Source organism: Priestia megaterium NBRC 15308 = ATCC 14581, from assembly GCF_000832985.1.
Taxonomy (GTDB): Bacteria; Bacillota; Bacilli; order Bacillales; family Bacillaceae_H; genus Priestia; species Priestia megaterium.
Window position 1 is genome coordinate 4,841,768 of sequence record NZ_CP009920.1, and the last position, 22,675, is coordinate 4,864,442.

22 protein-coding genes and 1 pseudogene are annotated in these 22,675 nt (G+C 38.5%); 5 read left to right on the forward strand and 18 right to left on the reverse strand.

All coding sequences use genetic code 11. The features are described from left to right. Positions 1-13: 13 nt before the first annotated feature. From BG04_RS24855 to BG04_RS24870, 4 genes are all read right to left on the reverse strand, one after another. Positions 14-313: a TIGR04104 family putative zinc finger protein gene (locus BG04_RS24855; RefSeq protein ID WP_016764349.1), complete on the reverse strand. Its 300-nt coding sequence runs from the start codon at positions 311-313 to the stop codon at positions 14-16. A gap of 153 nt (positions 314-466) precedes the next feature. Beyond that, complete coding sequence (locus BG04_RS24860) at positions 467-1,639, reverse strand: MFS transporter (protein WP_034651588.1); 1,173 nt, start codon at positions 1,637-1,639, stop codon at positions 467-469. Further along, on the reverse strand, positions 1,609-2,055 hold the full coding sequence (locus tag BG04_RS24865; RefSeq protein ID WP_034651585.1) for a MerR family transcriptional regulator: 447 nt from the start codon (positions 2,053-2,055) through the stop codon (positions 1,609-1,611). The genes BG04_RS24860 and BG04_RS24865 overlap by 31 nt, the downstream gene beginning before the upstream one ends. A 151-nt stretch (positions 2,056-2,206) precedes the next feature. Then, positions 2,207-2,869, reverse strand: coding sequence for a hypothetical protein (locus tag BG04_RS24870; protein WP_034651582.1), 663 nt, complete (start codon positions 2,867-2,869; stop codon positions 2,207-2,209). Between the two features lie 248 nt (positions 2,870-3,117). On the opposite strand from BG04_RS24870, the gene BG04_RS24875 reads away from it, so the two are divergent. After that, positions 3,118-3,705, forward strand: coding sequence for a beta-class carbonic anhydrase (locus tag BG04_RS24875; protein ID WP_013057294.1), 588 nt, complete (start codon positions 3,118-3,120; stop codon positions 3,703-3,705). A gap of 16 nt (positions 3,706-3,721) precedes the next feature. Then, complete coding sequence (locus tag BG04_RS24880; protein WP_034651579.1) at positions 3,722-5,341, forward strand: SulP family inorganic anion transporter; 1,620 nt, start codon at positions 3,722-3,724, stop codon at positions 5,339-5,341. Between the two features lie 43 nt (positions 5,342-5,384). Here BG04_RS24880 and BG04_RS24885 read toward each other — a convergent pair whose 3' ends face one another. Both BG04_RS24885 and BG04_RS24890 read right to left on the reverse strand, forming a co-directional pair. Then, positions 5,385-6,068 (reverse strand): response regulator transcription factor, encoded by a 684-nt coding sequence (locus BG04_RS24885; RefSeq protein WP_034651576.1) that lies wholly within the window; start codon positions 6,066-6,068, stop codon positions 5,385-5,387. Continuing rightward, entirely contained in the window at positions 6,046-7,536 is a 1,491-nt protein-coding gene (locus BG04_RS24890; RefSeq protein ID WP_034651574.1) for a sensor histidine kinase, read from the reverse strand. The genes BG04_RS24885 and BG04_RS24890 overlap by 23 nt, the downstream gene beginning before the upstream one ends. A gap of 270 nt (positions 7,537-7,806) precedes the next feature. Here BG04_RS24890 and BG04_RS24895 point away from each other — a divergent pair, with 270 nt between their 5' ends. Then, complete coding sequence (locus BG04_RS24895; RefSeq protein WP_016764355.1) at positions 7,807-8,307, forward strand: GNAT family N-acetyltransferase; 501 nt, start codon at positions 7,807-7,809, stop codon at positions 8,305-8,307. Positions 8,308-8,349: 42 nt separating this feature from the next. Here the strand turns inward: BG04_RS24895 and BG04_RS24900 are convergent, their stop codons facing one another. Then, entirely contained in the window at positions 8,350-8,889 is a 540-nt protein-coding gene (locus tag BG04_RS24900) for an SMI1/KNR4 family protein (protein ID WP_034651569.1), read from the reverse strand. 155 nt (positions 8,890-9,044) lie between these two features. After that, the gene (locus tag BG04_RS24905; protein ID WP_034651567.1) at positions 9,045-10,637 is read right to left on the reverse strand and encodes an APC family permease; all 1,593 of its coding nucleotides are present in this window, start codon (positions 10,635-10,637) and stop codon (positions 9,045-9,047) included. A 249-nt stretch (positions 10,638-10,886) separates the two neighbouring features. On the opposite strand from BG04_RS24905, the gene BG04_RS24910 reads away from it, so the two are divergent. After that, the gene (locus BG04_RS24910; protein ID WP_034651564.1) at positions 10,887-12,455 is read left to right on the forward strand and encodes an RQC-minor-2 family DNA-binding protein; all 1,569 of its coding nucleotides are present in this window, start codon (positions 10,887-10,889) and stop codon (positions 12,453-12,455) included. Positions 12,456-12,614: 159 nt separating this feature from the next. Continuing rightward, a complete protein-coding gene (gene spoIIP, locus BG04_RS24915) occupies positions 12,615-13,784 on the forward strand; it encodes a stage II sporulation protein P (RefSeq protein ID WP_013083408.1) in 1,170 nt (389 codons plus the stop codon). A gap of 26 nt (positions 13,785-13,810) precedes the next feature. Here spoIIP and cobO read toward each other — a convergent pair whose 3' ends face one another. The 10 genes and pseudogenes from cobO to BG04_RS24965 form a co-directional block, all read right to left on the reverse strand. Continuing rightward, the gene (cobO, locus tag BG04_RS24920) at positions 13,811-14,350 is read right to left on the reverse strand and encodes a cob(I)yrinic acid a,c-diamide adenosyltransferase (protein WP_013057304.1); all 540 of its coding nucleotides are present in this window, start codon (positions 14,348-14,350) and stop codon (positions 13,811-13,813) included. A 31-nt stretch (positions 14,351-14,381) separates the two neighbouring features. Next, positions 14,382-14,950 (reverse strand): annotated as a pseudogene (locus tag BG04_RS24925) (nitroreductase family protein). Positions 14,951-14,970: 20 nt separating this feature from the next. Continuing rightward, positions 14,971-15,741: a uroporphyrinogen-III C-methyltransferase gene (cobA, locus tag BG04_RS24930; protein ID WP_034651561.1), complete on the reverse strand. Its 771-nt coding sequence runs from the start codon at positions 15,739-15,741 to the stop codon at positions 14,971-14,973. Continuing rightward, a complete protein-coding gene (locus BG04_RS24935) occupies positions 15,738-17,120 on the reverse strand; it encodes a cobyrinic acid a,c-diamide synthase CobB (RefSeq protein WP_034651560.1) in 1,383 nt (460 codons plus the stop codon). Before BG04_RS24935 ends, cobA begins: the two co-directional genes overlap by 4 nt. Positions 17,121-17,133: 13 nt before the next feature. Then, positions 17,134-18,258: a cobalt-precorrin 5A hydrolase gene (locus BG04_RS24940; RefSeq protein ID WP_051975591.1), complete on the reverse strand. Its 1,125-nt coding sequence runs from the start codon at positions 18,256-18,258 to the stop codon at positions 17,134-17,136. Beyond that, positions 18,255-19,031 carry a precorrin-4 C(11)-methyltransferase gene (gene cobM, locus BG04_RS24945; protein ID WP_034651558.1) on the reverse strand — a complete coding sequence of 259 codons (777 nt, stop codon included), beginning with the start codon at positions 19,029-19,031 and terminating at the stop codon, positions 18,255-18,257. Before cobM ends, BG04_RS24940 begins: the two co-directional genes overlap by 4 nt. After that, complete coding sequence (cobI, locus tag BG04_RS24950) at positions 19,028-19,729, reverse strand: precorrin-2 C(20)-methyltransferase (protein WP_034651555.1); 702 nt, start codon at positions 19,727-19,729, stop codon at positions 19,028-19,030. The genes cobM and cobI overlap by 4 nt, the downstream gene beginning before the upstream one ends. A 2-nt stretch (positions 19,730-19,731) precedes the next feature. Beyond that, positions 19,732-20,928 (reverse strand): bifunctional cobalt-precorrin-7 (C(5))-methyltransferase/cobalt-precorrin-6B (C(15))-methyltransferase, encoded by a 1,197-nt coding sequence (locus tag BG04_RS24955; RefSeq protein WP_034651553.1) that lies wholly within the window; start codon positions 20,926-20,928, stop codon positions 19,732-19,734. Next, complete coding sequence (locus BG04_RS24960) at positions 20,918-22,021, reverse strand: cobalt-precorrin-5B (C(1))-methyltransferase (protein WP_034651550.1); 1,104 nt, start codon at positions 22,019-22,021, stop codon at positions 20,918-20,920. The genes BG04_RS24955 and BG04_RS24960 overlap by 11 nt, the downstream gene beginning before the upstream one ends. 3 nt (positions 22,022-22,024) lie before the next feature. Beyond that, positions 22,025-22,672: a precorrin-8X methylmutase gene (locus tag BG04_RS24965; protein ID WP_026106605.1), complete on the reverse strand. Its 648-nt coding sequence runs from the start codon at positions 22,670-22,672 to the stop codon at positions 22,025-22,027. Positions 22,673-22,675 lie beyond the last annotated feature (3 nt).

Consider the following 22,675-nt stretch of genomic DNA (forward strand, 5'->3'; position numbering starts at 1 on the left):
GAAGGTTTTTTTATTACCACAAGGGTTCTTCTTCGCTGCTTACTTCATAAGAAAGTGGCATCATAACAACCGCTGCTATGAAGAAAATAAGCTCCGCGACAACAATGGATGGAAAGGAAAAGTCAAATAGTGAGAGAATAAGCCAAATAATAAGGGGTGCAAATGAGTAGATTGATAATCGCTTTTGGGATTTTGCAGAGATATACTGTTGTTTGTCACAGTGTGGGCATTCTAAAACGTTTCTAAATGTTAACAGTTGTTTAAAGGTTGTCCTCCAGTTCCATTTATGATTACAATTTTGACAGGTGGCCATGGGCATCACGCTCCTAAAAAGAATTTATGTACATATAAAGTATACGTACAAGTTGACAAAGAGTTTCATTTTTATGATTAAAAACGTTTTTACTATTATAACATAAAACAAAATAAAAGGCTTTTTACAAGAAAAAGCCTTTTATTTCAACTTTTATTTAGATACAGCTTCATTCGTTTGAGAAGCTGTTTTTACTTTTATAACCATAATAACAAAAGCTAGCAATCCAAGAATCGCTGCTACGAGAAAAGGAGCTTGAGGCGCTACGGCATTGCCGATAACTCCTGATAATAAAGGAGCAAACGCTGCGCCTAACCATCTTAAGAAATTATATCCTCCAGATGTAATTCCTCGTTCATAAGGAGATACTTCCATTACATGACTCGTAAATAATGCATTATTAAGTCCTGATACAAGACCTGCTGCCATGATTAAAACAATGCGCAACCATGTTGCATCAAAGGCAAATAAACAAATTAAAATAAGTGAAAAAACAATTAAGCTAACATGCAACACTTGTTTTGGCTGATATCTTTTTTCTAACTGATGTGCTAAAACCGCTGAGCCATAAGCTAAACATAACCCCCATCCAAAGAAAACAAAGCCAATTTGAAGAGCTCCGATCGATAGAATAAGCGGCGTATAAGCTAACACTGTAAAAAATCCGTAGTAATAAAGCATGCCTGATACAGCGCCTTGAGTAAATGTTTTTAATTTATAAAGTTTAATCATGTCTTTAAAACCCGCTGCTTTACGAGGCTTAGTGCTTGCAGGCTGTTTAACAATCGTTAATACTAAAATAAAGGCGATAAAAATTAAAGCACTTGTACCGAAAAAAGGCAATCTCCAAGAAGCATTTCCTAACACGCCTCCTACAAGCGGTCCTCCGGCCATTCCCAAACCGATCGCAGCTTCATATAACCCTACTGCTTTTTTCACTTCACCTGATAATGCAATAAGCAGCGTCATAGCTGTTGCAAAGAAAAACGAATTACCAAGTCCCCATCCTGCTCGGAAAATGGAAAGCTGAGGAATATTGTTAGAAAACCCGCATAGTGCTGCAAAAATCGTCACAATGATAAGTCCTGTTACCATCAAACGCTTGTCTCCTACACGTGATGCTAAGATACCTGCTGGAATCATCATAATAGCCATCATTAACAAATAGGAAGTAAATAACATTTCTACTTGCCAATGAGAAGCTCCAATTTGCTTAGCAATCTCCGGTAAAATCGGATCTACTACCCCGATTCCCATAAATGCTAAAAAAGTAGCTACTACCGTAATAATTTGACCTAATCGGTTATTTGAATGCTGTCCTTCCACTCTTTCATCTCTCCTTTTGTTTTTGTTTTTTCATGTATTTCCATAGCAGATTCTCGCATTTCTTTTAATTCTGTTTTAAATGCCTGCATTTTAACCACTTTAAATTCAATCATCTTGATTTGATTTTCCAGTAAATTTTCTATTTTAATTATCTCTTTCGCTGATAATCCTTGCTGCTCACTTCTTTCTTCAATCATTCTTTTGAGCGACATAAACCGCTGCAGCTCCTGTAAAGAAAAACCGAGAACTTCTTTTGCTTCTGCTACTTTCCTTAGTTCTTTTACCTCTTCTTCGGAATAAATCCGTGCATTTCCTTTTGTGCGCTGCGGGGGCAAAATGAGTCCAATCTCTTCATAATACCGAAGAGCACGCTTGGTCAAACCGGTCATTTTCGTCACGTCATCGATTAAATACATGCTTTCCCCTTCACCCCCTTCAACATTAACGTTAACGTCAACTCTATATTACTATTATAGATTAACGTTAACGTTAATGTCAATAACAGTAAGACATTTTATGTAAATTTAAAAAATATGTGCACAAAAAACCTATTGATAAATCAATAGGTTACATCAATATGTCATATAGCTGCTGTGCTGTTTCTCCTGTTACTTTACCGTATACCCCTCTTCTTTTAGAAGTAAGTTCCGCACTCTCGGCGGTGAATCGTACATTGTATACGACTCCTTCATAAGTAAGCTGTACATCTGGATCAAGAGCGATGCTGTAATCAGCTTTTTTCCATTGAATTTGTTTCATAATTGATTCTACAGCTAAAGCATCTTCTGAACTTAACATTTTATCTCCTGCTTTTATAGGCTTGCCCTCCCTTTTTTTATTAAATTTTAGTTCAGAATGAGAAAATGAAAATTCAAGTTGGTTTTTATCATGCGCTATGAAATCTTGGGGTAGTTCTACATAGCGGACAACTTCTCCTTCGTATACAAACACAAGCATTTGATTAGCAGCAGATATTTTTTTCATCATCTCTTCACTGATCGGTGCGTTTACAAGTTTTTCTACGTCGGCTTTCTTGCTTTTGTTTGTTAACAAATATCCTTTTTCCCATTTAAAATCACTTAACTTCGATACATCCACTGAGCTTACACCTTTTTTTTCAAATGATTGCTGAATATTCTCCCCCATTTCTTTGTCGTTGGTGACTTGGGCATTAGAACTGCACCCTACTAAACAACAAAAAATAAGGCCTATTGCTATAAGAGCCTTCACTTTTGCCTTCCTCCTCTCTCTCATTCTTTTAGACAATTCCAACTTTGTACCATTTTAACATATAATTCCTATTTTTCGTGAAAACAAAGAAAGAATACGCTTACATAATTTTACGCATATAAATTTGATTTATTTATAAGTTTTTTCTGAATATTTTAAGAAAATTTTAATATTTTATTTAGTTCGTTTTTAAACTTTATCTTTAGACTAAAAAATAAGTTAAAAATAAATAACGCAGGAGGAAAACAATGACTTGTCTATCTGAAGTTTTAAAGTTTAATGAAAAATTTGTAACAAATAATCAATTTGAGGCTTTTCAAACATCCAAATTTCCTAACAAAAAAATAGTCATCTTAACTTGTATGGATACACGTTTGTTAGAATTACTTCCTAAAGCCATGGGGCTAAAAAATGGAGATGCAAAAATAGTGAAAAATGCCGGAGCTGTTATCTCCCATCCCTTTGGCAGCGTCATGAGAAGTATATTAGTTGCCGTCTACGCTTTGCAAGCTGATGAAGTATGTGTCATCGGTCATCATGAATGTGGAATGACGGGCATGAAAGCTGAAGCTATTTTAGCCTCTGCTGAACAAAGAGGGATTAGCACGGAACAGATTCGCAATCTAAAATATGCCGGCATTGATTTAGAATCATGGCTGACTGGGTTTGAATGTGTAGAAGATAGTGTCGAAAACAGTGTGGATATGATTCGAAATCACCCTTTATTACCAAAAGACGTTCTTGTTTCTGGAATGGTCATTCATCCTTCAACAGGAAAACTTGACGTCGTTGTCAACGGCTATTCCCAAGACCGAGCTGAAACCGTAAGCTCATGAAGGAGGATTTTATCGAATGCTAAAAGATAACCGATTTCAAGGCTATTCAGCAGGGCATTTACAAAAAGACATTATCGCCGGTTTGGTTGTTGGGGTCGTTGCTATTCCTTTAGCAATGGCCTTTGCTATCGCTTCTGGTGTAAGACCTGAATACGGGATTTATACCACCATTATCGCAGGGATTATGGTTTCAATATTAGGCGGATCGAAATTTCAAATTGCAGGTCCAACGGGTGCATTTGTTCCGGTGCTGCTTGGAGTTGTCATGCAGTATGGTTATGAGAACCTCATTATTGCCGGCTTTATGGCTGGAATTATGATTACGCTTCTCGGAGTATTTAAGCTAGGGAAATTTATAAAGTTTATTCCGCGCCCTGTGACGATTGGATTTACAGCAGGAATTGCGATTATTATTTTCTCAGGTCAGATCGCTAACTTTTTAGGATTAAAAGGAATTGCAAAGCATGAAGAATTTCATTTAAATATGATTGAAATCCTACGAAAAATTGCAACGATTAACATTTACAGCGTCATCATAGCCGCTATTTGTTTAGCTATCGTGATTACAACGCCAAAGTTTTTACCTAAAATTCCGGGTGCCCTTCTAGGTCTTCTTGTCTCCACACTTGTAGCCATTACACTGTTCCCAGGAAAAGTGGCAACGATTGGCTCTACTTACGGTGCCATTCCGAGTAAACTACCATCTTTTAGCTTCCCAGATTTAACATGGGATAACATCGTGATGCTATTTCCGGCTGCCTGCGTAATTGCAATGCTTGGCGGTATTGAATCTTTACTATCAGCTGTTGTTGCTGATAATATGGCCAAAACCAAGCATAATAGCAATAAAGAGCTTGTGGGCCAAGGAATTGCTAATATTGCTACCTCTCTATTTGGCGGAATTCCAGCAACTGGTGCCATTGCCAGAACAGCTACCAATATCAAAAACGGCGCAGCTTCTCCGTTATCAGGAGTCATACACGGCTTAGTTGTTTTATTGGTCCTTGTGATGCTAGCTCCTTATGCATCAAACATTCCGCTGGCAAGTATGGCACCTATTTTAATGTTTGTGGCTTGGAATATGAGTGAGCGTAAAGAATTTGCGCATATTTTAAAAACCAAGTCAGCTGATTCATTTGTACTGGTAGCTACGTTTTTATTAACAGTTTCAATCGATTTAACAACAGGTGTAGGCATGGGTCTACTTTTAGCTATTGTTATGTTTGTGAAACGAATGAGCGGATCACTGAAGATTTCAAAGGTTTTAGCGGAAACATCTGAAAACGCTCACAAATCTGATTTGATGGAATATACCATGCAAGGATCTCTTTTCTTTGGATCAGCTGAAGTATTAGAAGATTCCTTTGATAAGATCGCTGAAGCGAAACCGAAAGTTTTATTGCTTCGAATGAGCCAAGTCTCCTTTATTGATACATCTGGAGAAGCTTTACTATCGAAGGTGGTCGAACGTTTGAAAGATTCGCATAGCCAAGTCGTTATTTCTGGCTTACAGCACCAGCCGAAAGAAATGTTAAAGTCAACCGGTCTATATGATAAAATCGGTGAAAAAAATATATTTTCCTCAGAACCTCCCGTGAGTAAGATTAAAGCTCGTCATAGAATCGTTACTACGTAATAAAAAAGAGATCCGAACGATTAATCGTTCGGATCTCTTTTTTTTAAATATTAAACCGGTACCCTGCTCCCCAAACCGTTTCTAGGTACTGAGGATCTGCTGGATTTTCTTCTAACTTTTCTCTTAGTTTTCGAATGTGAACTGTTACGGTTGAAATATCTCCTGAAGAATCAAATCCCCAAATTTTTTCAAATAGATGTTCTTTACTTAATACTTGATTTGGATGAGAAACGATAAACTTCAGCAAATCGAATTCCTTCGCTGTAAAAAACACTTCTTTGTCATTCACAAATACTCTTCTAGCGAGCGTGTCAATCGCTAAGCCATGAATGCGAATCATACGCTTTTCCTGCTTATCAGAGAGTCTTTCATATCTCGCTAAATGCGCTTTGACTCTTGCGACCAGCTCCCCAGGGCTGAATGGCTTGGTAATATAGTCATCTGCACCTAGCCCGAGCCCTCTAATTTTATCAATTTCTTCTTTTTTAGCTGAAACTAAAATGATTGGAATATCTTTTGCAGCTCGAATTTGCTTGCACACTTCAAATCCGTTCACTTTAGGGAGCATAATATCCAAAATAACCAGATCAAAATGTTCATTTAACGCTTTTTCTAATCCCTTATCCCCGCTATATTGAACGTCTATTTCAAAATCGTTAATTTCTAAATAATCTCTTTGCAATTCAGCAATACTTACTTCATCTTCAATTAATAATATCTTCTTCATGTGTATCACCATTTTCATTCATTTTTTGCAAAGAAAAGAAAATACTTGTTCCTTCGCCAAGCTTACTTAGTGCCCAGATGTCTCCCCCGTGGCGTTCAACAATTTGTTTTGCAATGGCTAGTCCAAGTCCACTTCCTCCAGTATTGCTGTTGCGGGACTGTTCTGCTCGATAAAACCGGTCAAAAATATGCGCTAATGCTTCAGGTGAAATTCCAGAGCCGTTGTCTTTTACTTCAATAATGAGTTCACTTTCGGTAGCAGAAAGAACGATATCGATTCTTCTTTTTTCTTTATCCATAAATTTAATGCTGTTGGTTGTTAAATTTATTAAAACTCTCCGTAGCTGCTCAGCATCTGCCTTTGCATACAGTGTCGTTAGAGAATCATTAGAAAATAAAACATCAATATCATGTTCACTCATTTCAAACTGAAGCTCTTGCACATAACTTTCCATAAATGCTGAAATATTAAGTTTTTTAAACACAAATGGAATTTCGTGCAAATCCAATTTAGAAAATAAAAACAGCTCATCGATTAACGCATTCATGTCTTTTGCTTTTGTTGAAATCGTTAACAAATATTTAGAAAGCTTATCTGGCGTATTAGCTACTCCATCTTGAATTCCTTCTACATATCCTACAATGGAAGTAATAGGAGTTCGTAAATCGTGTGAAATACTTGAAAGCAGCTGCTTTCGATTATCTTCATATTGAATTTGCAGTTCAACAGAAGATTTTAGTTTTTGCCTCATTTCTTCAAAAGCTTGCGTTAATTCGCCTATTTCATCCTTTGAATTAGCAGAGATCTCAAAGTGAAGATCACCTTGTTTTATTTTTTCAGCCGCTTCTTTTAATTCACGAATGGGTTTAATAATGCTTCTTGAAACAAGATAGTTTAAAAATCCAATAATCACAATGACTAAAATTAATAGTAGAAAGATTAAAAAAGGGAAAATTCGATTAATAATGCCTACATAAGGGCTGATTTTTCGCAAAACGTAAATGCTTCCTTTTTCTTGATTCGAGAAATGAAAATCAAGGTTGATATATGTAAAGTACTGCTTGCCTATGCGCAGCATGTCCTGCTGATACGAATGATTTCCTTTACTTTTTTGATGGTTTGGCAAGTATTTACGAAGGTTTTCTCCTTTAATGGATTCTGAAGCATATACAACCTCTTTGTTTTTTTGAATCACAATATCAATATTTTCAAATTCATATTTTTTAACCGTCTCCGGCCGCAGCAGCTGCTCCGGTTTTTCTTCACTCAATAACTTTAAATCCAAGAATGCATTTTCTTCTTCTGGCGTTAACAATTTGTACTCATAGGAGTGACTGTACAGTTTTCTTACAAAATCGGCGTCTCCAGTAATGGAGAAGAAAATGAGAAAGCCCGATAAAAAAAGCAAAATAATAAAGACAAACACAATACTGATATACGTTAAAATAAAACGCAGCTGAATTGACATTACTTACCCTATGCCCCTTTGGCTTTAACAAAACTATTTGATAGACTAGTAAAGGTGAATAACAAATAGATCGTTAGACATTATACATATAGCAAAAATTAAAACAACAAAACAAATGTATATTCTCACTTTACCGTGATAGAGTGAGAATGAACACCACCTTTTTTACCATTTTATGAATTACTGGAAAATTATGATCTATTTTTCATAATATTCTTAGGCTTAAAGTTATAATATATGCCTTAATATTTAAAAAAAGGAGACTTTTTAATGAAAATTATTAAAGCTACTTCCTCTAACATCCCTTCTGTTGCCCGTCTATACGTAGACAGCTGGCGCATTACATACAAAGGGTTAGTACCTGATGCTTATTTAAAAAGCTTGTCTTATGAACAAAGTACAGAAAAATGGTCCCTTTTTCTTACCGAGCCTTCTCATTTTATTTTGCTCGCTATCGATGAACAAGGAAAGATTGTCGGCTTTTCAGCAGGTAAGCCTCATTTGTCCCGTGCTGAAATATACGCGCTATACGTTTGCAAGGAAGTGCAAAACCAAGGAATTGGTCATCTTCTATTTTCTCATTCAGTAAAAGAATTTGCTGATCAGCAATATACGTCTATGATTATTTGGGCTATGAAGAAAAATAAGAAAGCAGTTCAGTTTTATAAAAAATTAGGCGGCAAAAAAATCTTGAATCGCACAAGTCAGTTTGGAGAAACTAAAGTTGAAGACGAAGCATACGGTTGGGAACGTCTTCCTTCTAATAAATAAACGAGCACACTAGTGTGCTCGTTTATTTATTAGAAGATAATATTATTGAGCCGTCGTCTTTTTGTCCGTTGAATGAACTTTATTACAAAGCTCATTCCAGTGCCAAAAACAATTCCCTTGACTCACTATAAAACAATCCAGCCATTTCTGAAAATTCATATGTAATACATGTGCATCTTGAACCGATGCGTTCCGCTTTTTTACTATTATATATGCAGAGTGCGCTGATTTTTTGGAGTCAATGATAATCTCTTCTTCTCCAACAGACCCAATTGTCATATAGAGACTCTGACTTTTATAAGCTGTTTCTCTTACATCTTCTAAGCTATAAAGATTCCCTGCTATTTTTTTGTCAGCATCAATGAACAAATTACACCCATTTGTTAGCTGCAAAAACTGCTTGTAGTCTTCAGGAAGTGATACATGCATTTCTTCTTCAAAAACATTCAGTTGATTCTTGCTTACTCCATCAAAAAAAGTACACGTGGTTCTGTATACTTCTCCTTCATTTTTACACACTTCTATAACATTATTGTTTTCCCACAGCCGCTTTCGAAGTGAATTTATTATTTTTTCAATCATACTCTTCCTCCAAGCGTTGGATTTAAAACGGTTACATTACATTAATTAAACAATAATGTGCTAATTCCTTCTTTCCTACTAAATTATACGACAAACTTTAGAATTTCATGTTCAAATAACATAGAAAAAAGCAGCGAATATCGCTGCTTTACAGGTTATACAGGTGCTTTTTCTTCCTGTTCAGGATGGTGATCGTAATCAATAAGCGCTTTTGGAAGGCCCGTATATTTAGCCCAATAATAAATCCCAAGAGATACGACCGCTATGATAATTAAGTCTACAGGCGTATCGATCAAACCCTTTCCTCCGCCGAACGAACCAATATAAGAAATAAAGAGCATGATGATATAATAAGCAACTAACCACCAAGTTGATTTAATCTGCTGACGAAGACTTACTTCGTTTTTAGGCACATATTTAGTAAAAATCAAATATATAACAAACATAACCAATTGAGAAGTTAACAACCATGAAATAGTCTTCCATCCTGACCAGTAGACAATAAAGGAAGCAAAAATAAAGGATAATGGACCAATTATACTCATTCCTCTTAATTTAAAAGGCTTTTCCAAATCTTTTGCGTTCACCATAAAGGCCGCTGATGAAATTGGTGCAATCGCGTAAGAAAGAATAAGCGCAACAGAGCATACGTTTACGAGTGCATTCCATGAAGGAAATGGCAGTGTCCAAAAAATCGAAAGTCCTAATGAAAGCCATAGAGATGATCGAGGAATCCCTGTTTTTTTATCCACATGAGCAAACGTTTTAAATAGCGTACCGTTACGAGACCAAGCATAGATAAGTCTAGATGTTGTATTCATAAAAATATTACCGTTACCACCCGGTGATAAAATAGCGTCTAAAATAACAAGTGTTGCTAGCCAGCCAAGGCCAAGAACAACAGCGATGTCTTTAAATGGCAGTGAGAATTTATCTTGAATGCCGGACCAACCGCCTTTAATCATGTCAGATGGAATAGCTCCGATAAATAATACTTGTAGGGCAGTATAAATGAGAGCTGCTAGAATGATACAAATCACAAGAGCAATTGGAATATTACGCTGAGGATTTTTCACCTCTCCAGCTACAGATACAATTGGATGAAGGCCTAAGTAGGCAAACATAACCCCGCCTGTGGCAATGGCGGCCTGGATACCATCAAACCCCCCGGGAGCAAACTCTCCCATCGTAAAGTTTCCTGACTTAAAATAAAATGCCAGCGTTACGATTACTGTAAGCGGTACAAAATATTTAAAAATAGAAATGATAATATTCGATTTTGCAAATGCTTTTACACTCCAGTAATTGAGTAAAAAGAATAAGCAAAGCAACACAAATTGTAGAATCCATCCAGATATCGTCGGTGAATCAGATCCAGATTTTGTTAAACCCGGAAACCAGTAGGCCACATACTGTCTCACAGCTGTTACTTCGATAGCGATTAAGCTAGTGTACGCTACAATAGTAATAAATGAAATCATATAGCCTACAAGATGACCGTGTGAATAAACAGGATATCGAATAATTCCTCCTGTACGAGGCAAGGCAGCCCCTAGCTCAGCGTATACAAGGCCTATTAATAAAATAATAACTCCACCAATAACCCAAGAAAAACTTCCTGCAGGACCGGCTTGCGTAGCGACATTACTAACGGCAAACAGCCAAGCGGAGCCAAAAATAGCCCCTAATCCAATCAATGTTAAATCTAACAGGGATATCGTCTTTTTAAACGGACCTTTATTCTCCATAAGCTTCCTCCTTTGGATGAATCATCACTTTTGTTGTTTTTTTTGACAACATTCATATATATTCGATAATATACGTCAAAATTTTTATTACTATACCCATTCAAAATTACTTTGAATCCCTTTTCTTGATTTCTAGAGATTAATTAACAGAAAATTCTTAAAAATAACTCTTATATTCAAGACACACTAAAACTTTTTCTTCTCTTCTTTAATAGGTAAAATACTCAAGAGATGAAAGGAGTTAGACAAATGACTTTACCGGAAAATTTGCCTGTTGATTTTACAGCTTACAGCCACTTAACATTCCTTCCGCTCGGACGCAAAAATAAATCGATTCGGTCCGTAGGAAGTAAACATACTAAAGGGCTACTTGGACGTTTAAATGACTACTTTGAGCGAGCAATGAATGAGTTATCTCAAGAAGATATAGTCCTTTTTCAAACGTTCTTATTTGGAAGTCATAGGGGCGGTTTTCCTGTGGCAATTGATAAAAATGAAGACGTTTATCCTCACTTTTGGAAACCAGCTTCATTTCTATGGAAAGAATATAATAAGAATCGCTGCCTTCCTATCCATCATGATGAGTTTTATTCTCAAGATTTTACGGTTTTAACTAAAAATGAGTTGGAAAACTACCTCGGAAGTATTATGAAAGATTACATGTTTTGCGCTAGGATACATGATTCTTTCAAAGAAGAATGGATTCAACATATTAATAAGTGTTTCTTCAAACATCCGCTCATTTCCCTTTATCATCGAAATGCAGATGTGATTGAAGCAATTGAACAATCAAAAAAATCACCTTTGCTTTTTATTATGAAAAACCCTGAGCAAATTGCTTTTTGGCGCAATCGGATTGAAATCATTATGAGACCTTTTCGATCTCTTTCTCACGCCGCCTTTGAGAGAGGATTTTCAGATACGGAAGATACGGTATTAACTGTTCACGGAGAAAATGAGATCATTCGCTTAACTTCAGAAAACAGAGGTCTCGCCGTAACATATGATGTCACAAATGATGCCATTTCACTCGATGATGAGTATAATGTAGTGCTAGCAGCGAAACGCTTAGCTACAACTCAGCGCCAGTTCGAAGAGATTATAGATGAAAATGAAGAAGTGATTCAAAAACTACTGGTCTTTTTTAAATGGAAAAGTCTTTTAAAGCATCATGAAGTGCACATCAAAGAAATCCAAGACAAATTGTGCAGCCTAACCACTTATCAACTTAATCAAAGACAAGTTTTACAGGAAAACGATCCCTTTCTTTCCTTCATTCAAAAGGTATTACAAGTAAAAACACCGAATGCAAATCTCGAAGTTGGTTCCATTCAATGGTTTTCGCAATGGGATTTTCCAGATGTCACCCTGCTGCAGGAAACAAACAAATTTACATGTTGTATGGCTCCAAACGAAATAGAAAAGAAAATGACAGAAATAAGCGCTAAGATAGAAAATGAACTTCATAAGCAACGTCAGGATCTGCTTTCGACTCCGCTAAAAATCGGTCAAATAACTTTTGATTCAAACCAAATGCTACGGTTACTAACACTTATAGATACCTTAAAGAACACGGAAACTCAGCAGAGTTACGTACAAATTTTAGAAGGTGTTTCTACTAACAGTATTCGTCAAAAAGAGCTCGATAAAATACCCGCATTTGGATTATTAAATTCCGTGAAGCGCAAGTGTATCGTTACGTATTTACAAGAATTACAAAACTATCAGCTGCTTAAAAAAGAGAAAAAAGGATTCAGCCTCACTCCAAAAGGCGAAGCCATCCGACGTCTATTTGAAGAAGAATCACGGAGAATATGAGATTATATCTCGCGTGATTCTTTTTTTTGATTTTGAAGACTACTTTCTCTATTAAATGCTTATCATAATTAGAAATCTCCATTCATATAATCATTACTAGATTAGCAAAGTCCTTCATACCTATTAGCCTGATGCTGACATAGAGAGGAGATTTCGCCATTGAAATCTAGTAATCGCGCCAATTTTGTAGTGTTAACATATAAGATGGTTCTTGTTATTTTATCCATTGTTTTAATGACATCATCTATCATTGTTCTAGTGAGTTACTCAGCATTTAAAGAACAGTTCAATTCTTCTATTGTCTATCAAACGTTATCGAAGCATAAAGCGGAGAGCCTTTATTATTTGATGAGCCAAGAAAACCACCACTTTTCAACGGCTTTCGATAAAAACTACTCGCCTCCAGGTCTTTCTTCTACACTGCTAGAGTTATCAACAAGTATTCGAGCAGAAGACGCGAGAAGCTTGTTTGGTTCAGAACTTCCTGGATTCAGTATTTACGACTCCAATATTATCATCGCCGGTGAAGGCACAAATTTCACAAACTTCCCTAGAGAATCTGCACCGCCGTTAGATGAAACACTAAAAGAAAGAAATTCTACTACAAAAGTTCAGCAACCTAAAGAAAACAATGGTACGAATGCTCCAAATAATAATACAACTGGCGGAAAAAAGGTATTTTATATTTATCATACGCACAGCTGGGAATCTTACTTGCCTCTATTAGGACTTGAAGGTGATCCAGATGCTAATAAAGCTGTAGATAGTAAAACCAATATTAATATAGTCGCAAATATGCTAGGAAAAGATTTAGAGGCTCAGGGAATTGGGGCAGAAGTAGATCAAACCAATATTGGACAGAAATTAAAAGAAAAAGGCTGGAACACCAACCAATCGTACGCCATGTCTCGCACAGTAATTGAAACGGCGATGACTGAGAATAGAGATTTAACTTACTTTATCGATTTGCACCGAGATTCGCTTCGAAAAGATAATACAACCATTAAGATTAACAATAAATCGTATGCAAAAGTTGTGTTTGTTTTAGGGAAAGCGAATCAAAACTTTGAACAAAACTTAAAAATGGCAAAAGCGCTTCATGAAGGTCTTGAAAAGAAATATCCTGGGTTAAGCCGTGGAGTTATTGGCAAAAACAAATCCAGCGGTAACGGTGTATATAACCAAGATGTTTCTAAAAATGCGATTTTAATTGAAGTGGGCGGAGTTGATAATAACTTTGATGAACTAACCAATACAACAAAAGCACTGTCTGATGTCATTAGCCAATTTTACTGGCAAGCTGAAAAAGTAGATGCCCCTGCTCAATAAAAAAAGCCCTCTTCACTGAGGGCTTTTTAAAATTCAATTCCTTTTACAGCAGGAATTCCTTCATCATAATAATGTTTATGAGGCTTCATTTCCGTCACAAGATCTGCTGCATCCATCACTTCTTTTTTGGCAGAACGCCCGGTAATGACCAAATGCATATGCTCAGGGCGCTTTTGAATAAGGTCAATTACTTCGTGTAGCGGTAGCACATCATCAATAGGAAATTTCTCGATAGCCAGTGCATTATTTAACTCGTCTAAAATAACTACATCATATTCGTTCGAGAAGACTTTTTCCTTCGTTAGCGCCCAAGCTTTTTGCAAAGCTTCACGATGTTCAGGCGGTGTTTTTGTCCACGTGAAGCCGACTCCTGTTTGAATCATTTCAATTCCTATTCTGTCAAACATCAGCTTTTCGCCATATGTACGCTGAGGAGATTTAATAAATTGAATCATTAATACTTTTTGTCCGCGTCCCGTAGCGCGCAACGCAAGACCTAAAGCAGCGGTTGTTTTTCCTTTACCGTCTCCGGTATAAATTAACGTAAGACCCCGTTTGTCTTTCAATCTAAAAACCTCTTTTTCTTCGAATTTCAGTTTACAGCCATGTTGTTTTTTCTGTAAACGGTGTTCTAGCAGGCTCTTTCATTTTTATAAGAGACTCTTCATTTGGATAGCCTAGAAATACGTTTCCTACTACGACTTTACCTGAAGGCTTGCCGATAAACTCATACAGCCTCTCGTCTCGAACAAGACCAACGCCTCTTGTTCTCCAAACGAATCCAAGACCTAGTTCTTTAGCTGCTAGCCACATGGAATGAATCGCGCATGAAACCGCATATTTGTTGTCTTCAGTGGCTTCGTCGTCTCCTTCAACTGTGTCAGCATTACGACGATATGGACAGGCGTATTTTTTACTGCTTTTAACGAACTTTCTACTAAATGGGGCTTTGTAGGAAAGCGCTCCTTTAAATAAGCTTCAGCCAGTTCTTCATACTTCTTTTTTGCTTCTCCTTGAATCACATAAAAGCTCCAAGGCTCTCTCATTCGGTCATTTGGAGCCCATGTCGCTGCTTCAAGCAGCTGTTCGATTTTCTCTTGCTCTACTTCACGTGCTTCATGATCTCGTACCGCTCTTCGTTCTTTTAGCTGTGAGATAATCGTCATATTGTCTCCTCCTTTTAACATTAAAGCAGAATATTTTCCGCTCTTTCTTCGAACCATTTTATTTTTTCTCTAATTGTCACTACCTCACCTACAAGCACGATAGCAGGATGAGCAATTTCTGCTTTTTTTGCTATTTCTTCGATTGTGGCAAGCGTTCCTGTTACGGTGCGCTGATACTTCGTTGTGCCCCATTGAACAAGCGCTACTGGCGTATGTTTATCTCGTCCATGGTCCATCAATTGCTTGCATATATGAGATAAATTTCCAACGCCCATGTAAAACGCAATTGTATCTATTCCTTGAGCAAGCGCTGACCAATTTAAATAATCTTTTCCTTTTTCTTCTCTTCCATGACCCGTTACAATCGCAAAAGAAGTGGCATGATCTCTATGGGTAACAGGAATTCCTGCATAAGCTGGAGCTGCAATTCCTGACGTGATACCAGGCACTACTTCGTAAGGAATTCCTTGAGTAGCAAGCACTTCCGCTTCCTCTGCTCCGCGGCCAAACACAAAAGGATCGCCTCCTTTTAAGCGCGTCACTACTTTTCCTTGAAGCGCTTTTTCAACAAGCAGTTCGTGAATACGATCTTGGATGACTCCGTGCTTGCCCGGTAATTTCCCGCAAAAAATAAGCTCCGCGTCTTTTTTAGCATAGTTTAACAACTGTTCGTTGGCTAAGCGGTCATATAAAATAACATCCGCTTCTTGAATACACTCCATTCCATATACGGTTATTAGCTTCGGATCTCCTGGTCCAGCTCCTACTAAATATACTTTTCCAACTGTCACACGGCATCTCTTCTTTCTTTTTTTACCGCTTTACACTGTTCCACCCAGTTTTCTACCATCTTCGTAGAAGAGCCAAAATGAAAGTGCGTATAGCCGGCAATTAAATTATTGTTCATATAGCCTTCTTCTTTCATTCCTCGCATCCCTTTTGTATCATAGGCAGGCGAAAACTCTTTCTCTGAATGAAAGGTTGAATAATGAAATTCATGGCCTTTAGCTTGTATATCGCCTTTAAATAAAAAATTCCCCTGCTTTCCCGTCACTTCTCGGTACCCTAAAGCAGCTAATTTTGTCTGCATTCTTACTTGTCCGGGAATAAGCCCCACCATTTCATGGCATGTATCATCTGTTGTGACAATACCATCTGTTAAAAACATAAAGCCTCCGCACTCAGCAAGCGTAGGAATCCCTTTTTGAATAGCTGCTCGAACAGAATTTTTAACGTCGATTTGCTGAGCCAGCGTTTCAGCAAATTCTTCTGGAAATCCGCCTCCGATATAAAGACCGTCAGCATCTTGTGGAACCACTTCTCCTTTTAAAGGCGAAAATTCTACAAGCTCTGCTCCGTAAGCTTTTAACAATTCGAAATTTTCTTCATAATAAAAGTTAAAAGCCGCATCTCTCGCTACAGCAATTTTCACTTGAGGTACGGACGGCTTTGTAAAGATAGGCTCATTAATTTCTATTTTAGGAGCTAAAGCCAGTTCATATACTTTTTCGATATCAATTGTATCATGAACAAGCTTTCCTAACTGTTCAAAAAACGGTGTTAACTCTCCTCGTTCAATCGACGGAATGAGCCCGAGGTGACGTTCAGGAATCGTAAGATCATCGTTTCTTTTCAAGTAGCCTACTACAGGGATATGACATTCCTGCTCAATCGCTGCCTTAACAAGTTTATAATGCCCTTCACTTCCAACACGGTTAGCAATCACACCGACGATGTTAGCTTCGGGTAAAAATTGCTGAAAACCTTTTACAATCGCCGCTGCACTTCTAGCCATACTAGCACAATTGACAACTAAAAGGACAGGGCTATTGGTGATTAAGCTGATTTCTGCTGTTGTTCCTTCGTTCGTTAACGGGTTTTTCCCATCGAAAAATCCCATAACTCCTTCCATGATGGAAATATCAGCATCTTCACTAGCACGAGCGACAATTTCTCTAACCATATCGTGTTCAAGCATCCAGCTGTCTATATTTCGAGATGTTCGTTCTGTAACAGTCGTATGATACGTTGGATCAATATAATCGGGTCCGCATTTAAACCCTTGAACTCTGTAACCAGCTTGTCTTAATGCTGCCATCAGCCCGATTGTAAGTGTTGTTTTCCCTACGCCACTTCCAGTACCGGCAATGACGAGTCTTCTGTTTGACATGTTGTTCTCTCCTTTAGTCATAGGGAATAAGCGCCACTGAAATGGTTACATTCCCTGACTTTTTCTTCACAAGTTCAAGCTTATCAGCACCGCTGTATAACATAGCAGCAGGTTCACTGACGCCATATGCACCTGTATATTTAAAGACAGTATCTGAAGGCTGTTGGATACTTATGCTGTTTAGCTCTTGGGGCGAATAATAGACAAACTCCCATCCGTACTTAGACGCCACTTCTAACAGCCCTTCTTCATCTTTCTTTAACTCTATTGTACATAATGCTTTTACACTTTTCATTGAAAACTGAAGTTCAGCAAGCGTTTTTTCAATAACGGTTTCAATTTCAGCTGTACTTGTCCCTCGATTGCATCCCATCCCAATCGCTAATACTTTTGGCCGGTAAAGAACACCGTTTTCTAAGATTGCTTCTTCCTCTTTTTTTAAATTGCGATGCGTTACGATCAAAGCTGCATGTGGCGATGCTTCAAGAGCTGTCTGAATCGATGAATATGTTTTAATGTTAGCTGGAACAGGGTGCTCATAATGCCACCAGTTCTTTTCACCTGATTCTTGAACCACTGCTATTTCTTCTTCATTCACCACAGAAGCGCTGACAGGCGTTAGTTTTTCTGCTGACTCCCACACCCATCCAAAGCGCTTACCAAATAAATCAACTGGAATTGTTTTTTGCACATCGGATGCTGTTGTAATAACAGGATGAGCTTCAAGAACTGCCGCAACTTCACGCGTAAGCTCATTTGCTCCTCCGATATGACCCGAAAGCACGCTGATGACATTTTCGCCTTTATCATCAATGACAACAACCGCAGGATCCGTTTTTTTATCTTTTAAAATAGGAGCAATCATACGTACAACTGCTCCGAGTGAGATAATAATAATAAGCCCTTTATACGATTCAAAAAGAGAAGGCAAAAGCATCCGAACGCTTCCTGAAAACAGCTGAATGTTCTGCTCTTGTTCGTCTCCTTTTTCAAACTTGCTCATGTAATACACATCAGACTGCTGAAAAGTGCGGCCTAGATTTCTTGCAATTTCCACGCCGTGTTTTGTGATAGCTACAACGGCATAATCTCCGCGCTGTGTAATGAGGGCTTTTTTTCCTTCTTGGAGTTGAATCATTCCGACTTCACTCCTCTTCGAAAGCCATGGGTAAATGTTTTGTCATAAAGTTTTGAACGATAATCTTTGTCATGAATGTGTGGATCAAGTGCCCAGCCTGCCAAAATCATCGCCTGCTTGCGAATGCCGTTTGTTCGCATAGCATCATCGAGGTCTTTTACCGTTGTGCGAACAATTTTTTCATCTGGCCACGTTGCTTTATAGACTACTACAATCGGCGTGTCTTCACTCCAACCCGCGCTTATAAATTCTTTCATTACTTTTTTTGTGAGCGTCGCGCTTAAAAATAACGCAATGGTACATTTATGTTTTGCTAAATCAGTTAATTTTTCAAACTCAGGTACAGGCGTTCTTCCTTCAGCACGAGTTAAAATAACCGTTTGAGTCAAATCTGGAATGGTTAATTCTGCTTCAGCCGCTGCAGCAGCAGCGAATACGGAGCTGACGCCCGGAACGATTTCAATATCAACGCCTTCTCTTTTTAAAAGCACCATTTGTTCCATAATGGCTCCGTACATAGCAGGATCTCCGGTATGTACTCTTACAACCATTTTTCCTTCACGCATGCGTTCAAGCATCGTACCGACCATTTCTTCTAAATGCATACCCGCTGTTTTTAACACTTCAGCTCCTGGTTTAGACTTAGCAACTAGCTCTTGACTTACCAGTGAGTCAGCGTACAAGACAACATCTGCTTGCTGAAGTAATTTTAAGCCTTTTACGGTAATTAAATCTGGATCTCCGGGTCCAGCTCCGATTATGTATAACTTCATTTTCGCACCACCATTAGCGTTAAGTATTGTAAATCAGCTCCTTCTAGTTCTGAAGCTTTCCAGATAATTTCTTCATCTGACGTTACTTTTGTCACCACTGACGCTTTTTCAAGCAGATCAAGCTCTTTTAAAAGACCAACCATAAAATCGATGACTTTGGCCACTTTAATAAAAATGACGCAGTCGTTTTCCATTAATACTTTTTTCATTGTTTCATAATCTTCACGAGCAGGAACAATCGCTACATGTTCATCACCGTCTGCTAAAGGAATACCTAAGCGAGATGCCACTCCATTAATAGATGAAATGCCAGGAATTACTTGAATCGGAGCTTCAGGGTGACACTCTTGCATTAAACGCATCATGTGAATAAACGTGCTGTAAAGCATAGGGTCGCCCTCTGTCACAAATGCTACATCTTTTCCTTCTTCAAGCTTTTCCCATACTCGCTCCACCGTTTCGGTCCATTTTTTCTCTAAGATAGCAGGATCTTTTGTCATGGGAAACACAAGGCCGAGCATGTCTTTTTCATTTGCACTGAAATAGACATCAATAATTTTTTGGGCATAGCTTTTGCTTCCTTTTTGCTTTTTCGGATACGCAATAACGGGTGATTCTTTTAATTTACGAAATGCTTTTACCGTGATTAGTTCTGGATCTCCTGGTCCAACTCCAAGTCCGTACAATGTTCCAATCATGTTCATTCTCCTTTTTGAGCTGTAATAATATAAATAGGGTTTAAAGCATCAAAGCGTGTTAAATGTAAAATTGGCTTGCTCCTTGAAATTTGTGCAAGGGTAACAGCAGTCTCAAATCCTCGCTCTTTAAAAGCTTTCATCGCTTCTGCTAAATTTTCAATTGTCACGGCGTTTAATACGATACGTCCTTCTGAATTTAAGCGGCTGCAGCACACGTCCAAAATGGTTTCCATGCCTCCTGCTGTCCCTCCAATAAACACTGCATCAGGATCAGCAAACTCATTTAGTCCTTCTGGTGCTTTTCCGTGCACAGTGTGGGCATCAACCCGAAATTTCGCTAGATTTTCCCTGCAATTTTCTAAGTCTGCTTCATTTTTTTCCACAGCAAAAATTTGTCCTTCACGCGCAATTTTAGCCGCTTCAATTGCCACTGAACCTGTACATGTTCCGATATCCCACACGACGCTGTCTTTCTTTAGCTGCAGGGCGCTAATACTAAGTGTACGAACTTCTTTTTTAGTGATAAGTCCTTTATCCGGCTTGCGTTGAATAAATTCATCATCTTCTATTCCAAGAGGCCAAACTGGGCTTTTTTCTATCTGTTTTAATATCACGACATTAAGCGGAGAAAAGAGTTGATTCGCCGCTTCTTCCAGCGAAAGCAGCTGACAGCGCTCCGTTTTCCCACCTAAATTCTCTGCTACAAACATCTTGTATTCTGTCATGCCAAATGACAATAAGTAGTTTGCCAGAGCACTAGGAGAATTTTGCTCATCGGTTAGAATCGCCACTGTTCTATAGCCGTCAATGCGCTGAGCCAGCCCTTTTATGCTCCTGCCGTGCACGCTTGTAAAATAAGCGTCTTGCCATCGCTCCTTTAGGCGTGAGAATGCAAGCTGAATAGAACTTAAATAAGGGTATATTTCAACGTCTAGCTTCGTAGAAAGATAGCTTCCTATTCCGTAAAATAACGGATCACCTGAGGCTAACACAACCGCATTTCCTTCTTCGTTTTTTAAACGTTCAACAAGAGAAGAAAGCCCTCCTTCAATCGCCACTTTTTCTCCTTTGAAATCTTGAAAAAAATCAAGGTGACGCTTACCTCCAACTAGCACATCGCTTTCATAAATCCACTTTTCATACATAGGAAGCAAACTTAACTTTCCGTCGTCACCAATTCCAATAATTTTAATTGCCATGTTGCACCGCCTGTCCTAAAAAATCTCCTTTTAATGTGTAAAGAGACGTATCGACATCGATTCCGTCCCCTACTTCCTTTAACGCTGATAAACAGCAGTACTCGCACAGTTTTTCAAAAAACTGATGATGACCGCTTTGTGTCATTAAATCTCCCACTTGAGAAGCTGTGTTTGCACCTTTTATTTCCTCTACCAGTTCAGCAGAAGCGCCTGACTCAGAAGCTGCTTTTGCTAAAAAATTAAAATCAATGGGTGCACTTTTTGAATGAACCATCATAACGCCTTGCGCGACTTTTGAAAACTTTCCCATCATGCCTACGAGCGATACTTTTTTCATTCCTTGCTTTTTACATTGTTTTAACGTAAATCCAACAAAATCTCCCATTTCGATAAATGCTTCTTCCGGAAGATCTGGGAACTGTTTCATTCCATACTTTTCGCTTCGGCCCCCTGTCGTAATGACGACGTGCTCACAATTACTTGCTTTAGCAACGCTGATTGCCTGCACGATGCTTGCTTTATAAGCAGCTGTTGAGAACGGAACGACAATCCCCCGCGTCCCCAGTATCGAAATGCCTCCTAAAATACCTAGACGCGCATTTAATGTCTTTTTCGCCATTTCTTCTCCCTGAGGAACCGAGATGACAATCTTAACGCCTTTTTGTATATTGTATTGGGCTAAAAGCTGTTCAGCCGTTTCTTTCAGCATCTTTCTTGGAACAGGGTTAATGGCTGCTTCACCGACAGGAACCGGGAGGCCGGGCTTTGTCACACGCCCTACTCCCACTCCTCCATCAATGATAATGCCTGCACCATTACACCACGAAACTTCAGAAATAATCAGCGCTCCGTGCGTGGCATCGGGATCATCTCCAGCATCTTTAATGATGCTAGCTACAGCGCTGCTTGTACGATACTCGCATTCTTCAAGATGAAACGTAGCAAAGCGGCCGACAGGTAGGTAAATCGTTGACTCATCTTGCACTTCTCCTGAAATTAGCGTAAGCAGAGCTGCTCTCGTAGCTGCCGTTGCACAAGCGCCCGTCGTATAGCCTTCTCTGAGTTTCTTAGGTTCTTTTGGTACTTCCTTCATGCGTTACACCTGATCTGCAAGAATTGAAATTGCATTTAATGCAGCAACCGTTACCGTACTGCCGCCTTTTCGCCCGATGTTTGTAATAAACGGCACGTCAAGTTTTGCAAGTTCTTCTTTAGATTCAGCTGCTGAAACAAATCCTACCGGCAGACCAATAACAAGCCCAGGCTTCGCTTCTCCTTCTTTAATCAAACGAATTAATTCAAGTAAAGCTGTGGGTGCGTTCCCAATTGCAAAAATTCCACCGTCTGCTTCTTTGATGGCTTTTCGCATAGAAATAATTGCACGCGTTGTATTTAAGCGCTTTGCTTCTTCCATTACGTCCGGATCTGAAATATAAACTTTGATTTCACCGCCGTGTTTTTCAATTCGCTGCTTGTTTGTTCCTACTTGCACCATTTGTACATCTGCAACCACTTGCTTGCCGCTGCGAATAGCTTTAATTCCTGCTTGAATCGCATCCGGATGAAACAGCATGCTGCGTCCAAGCTCAAAGTCTGCAGACGCATGAATTACGCGCTGAACAATTGGGTACTGTTCGTCTGTAAACGGATGAGACCCAAGCTCTTCTGTAATCATCTCAAAACTTTTTCCTTCTATTTGCTGAGGCTGAACAGTTAACGGTTTAAATTCTGTACGAAAATCCATCTC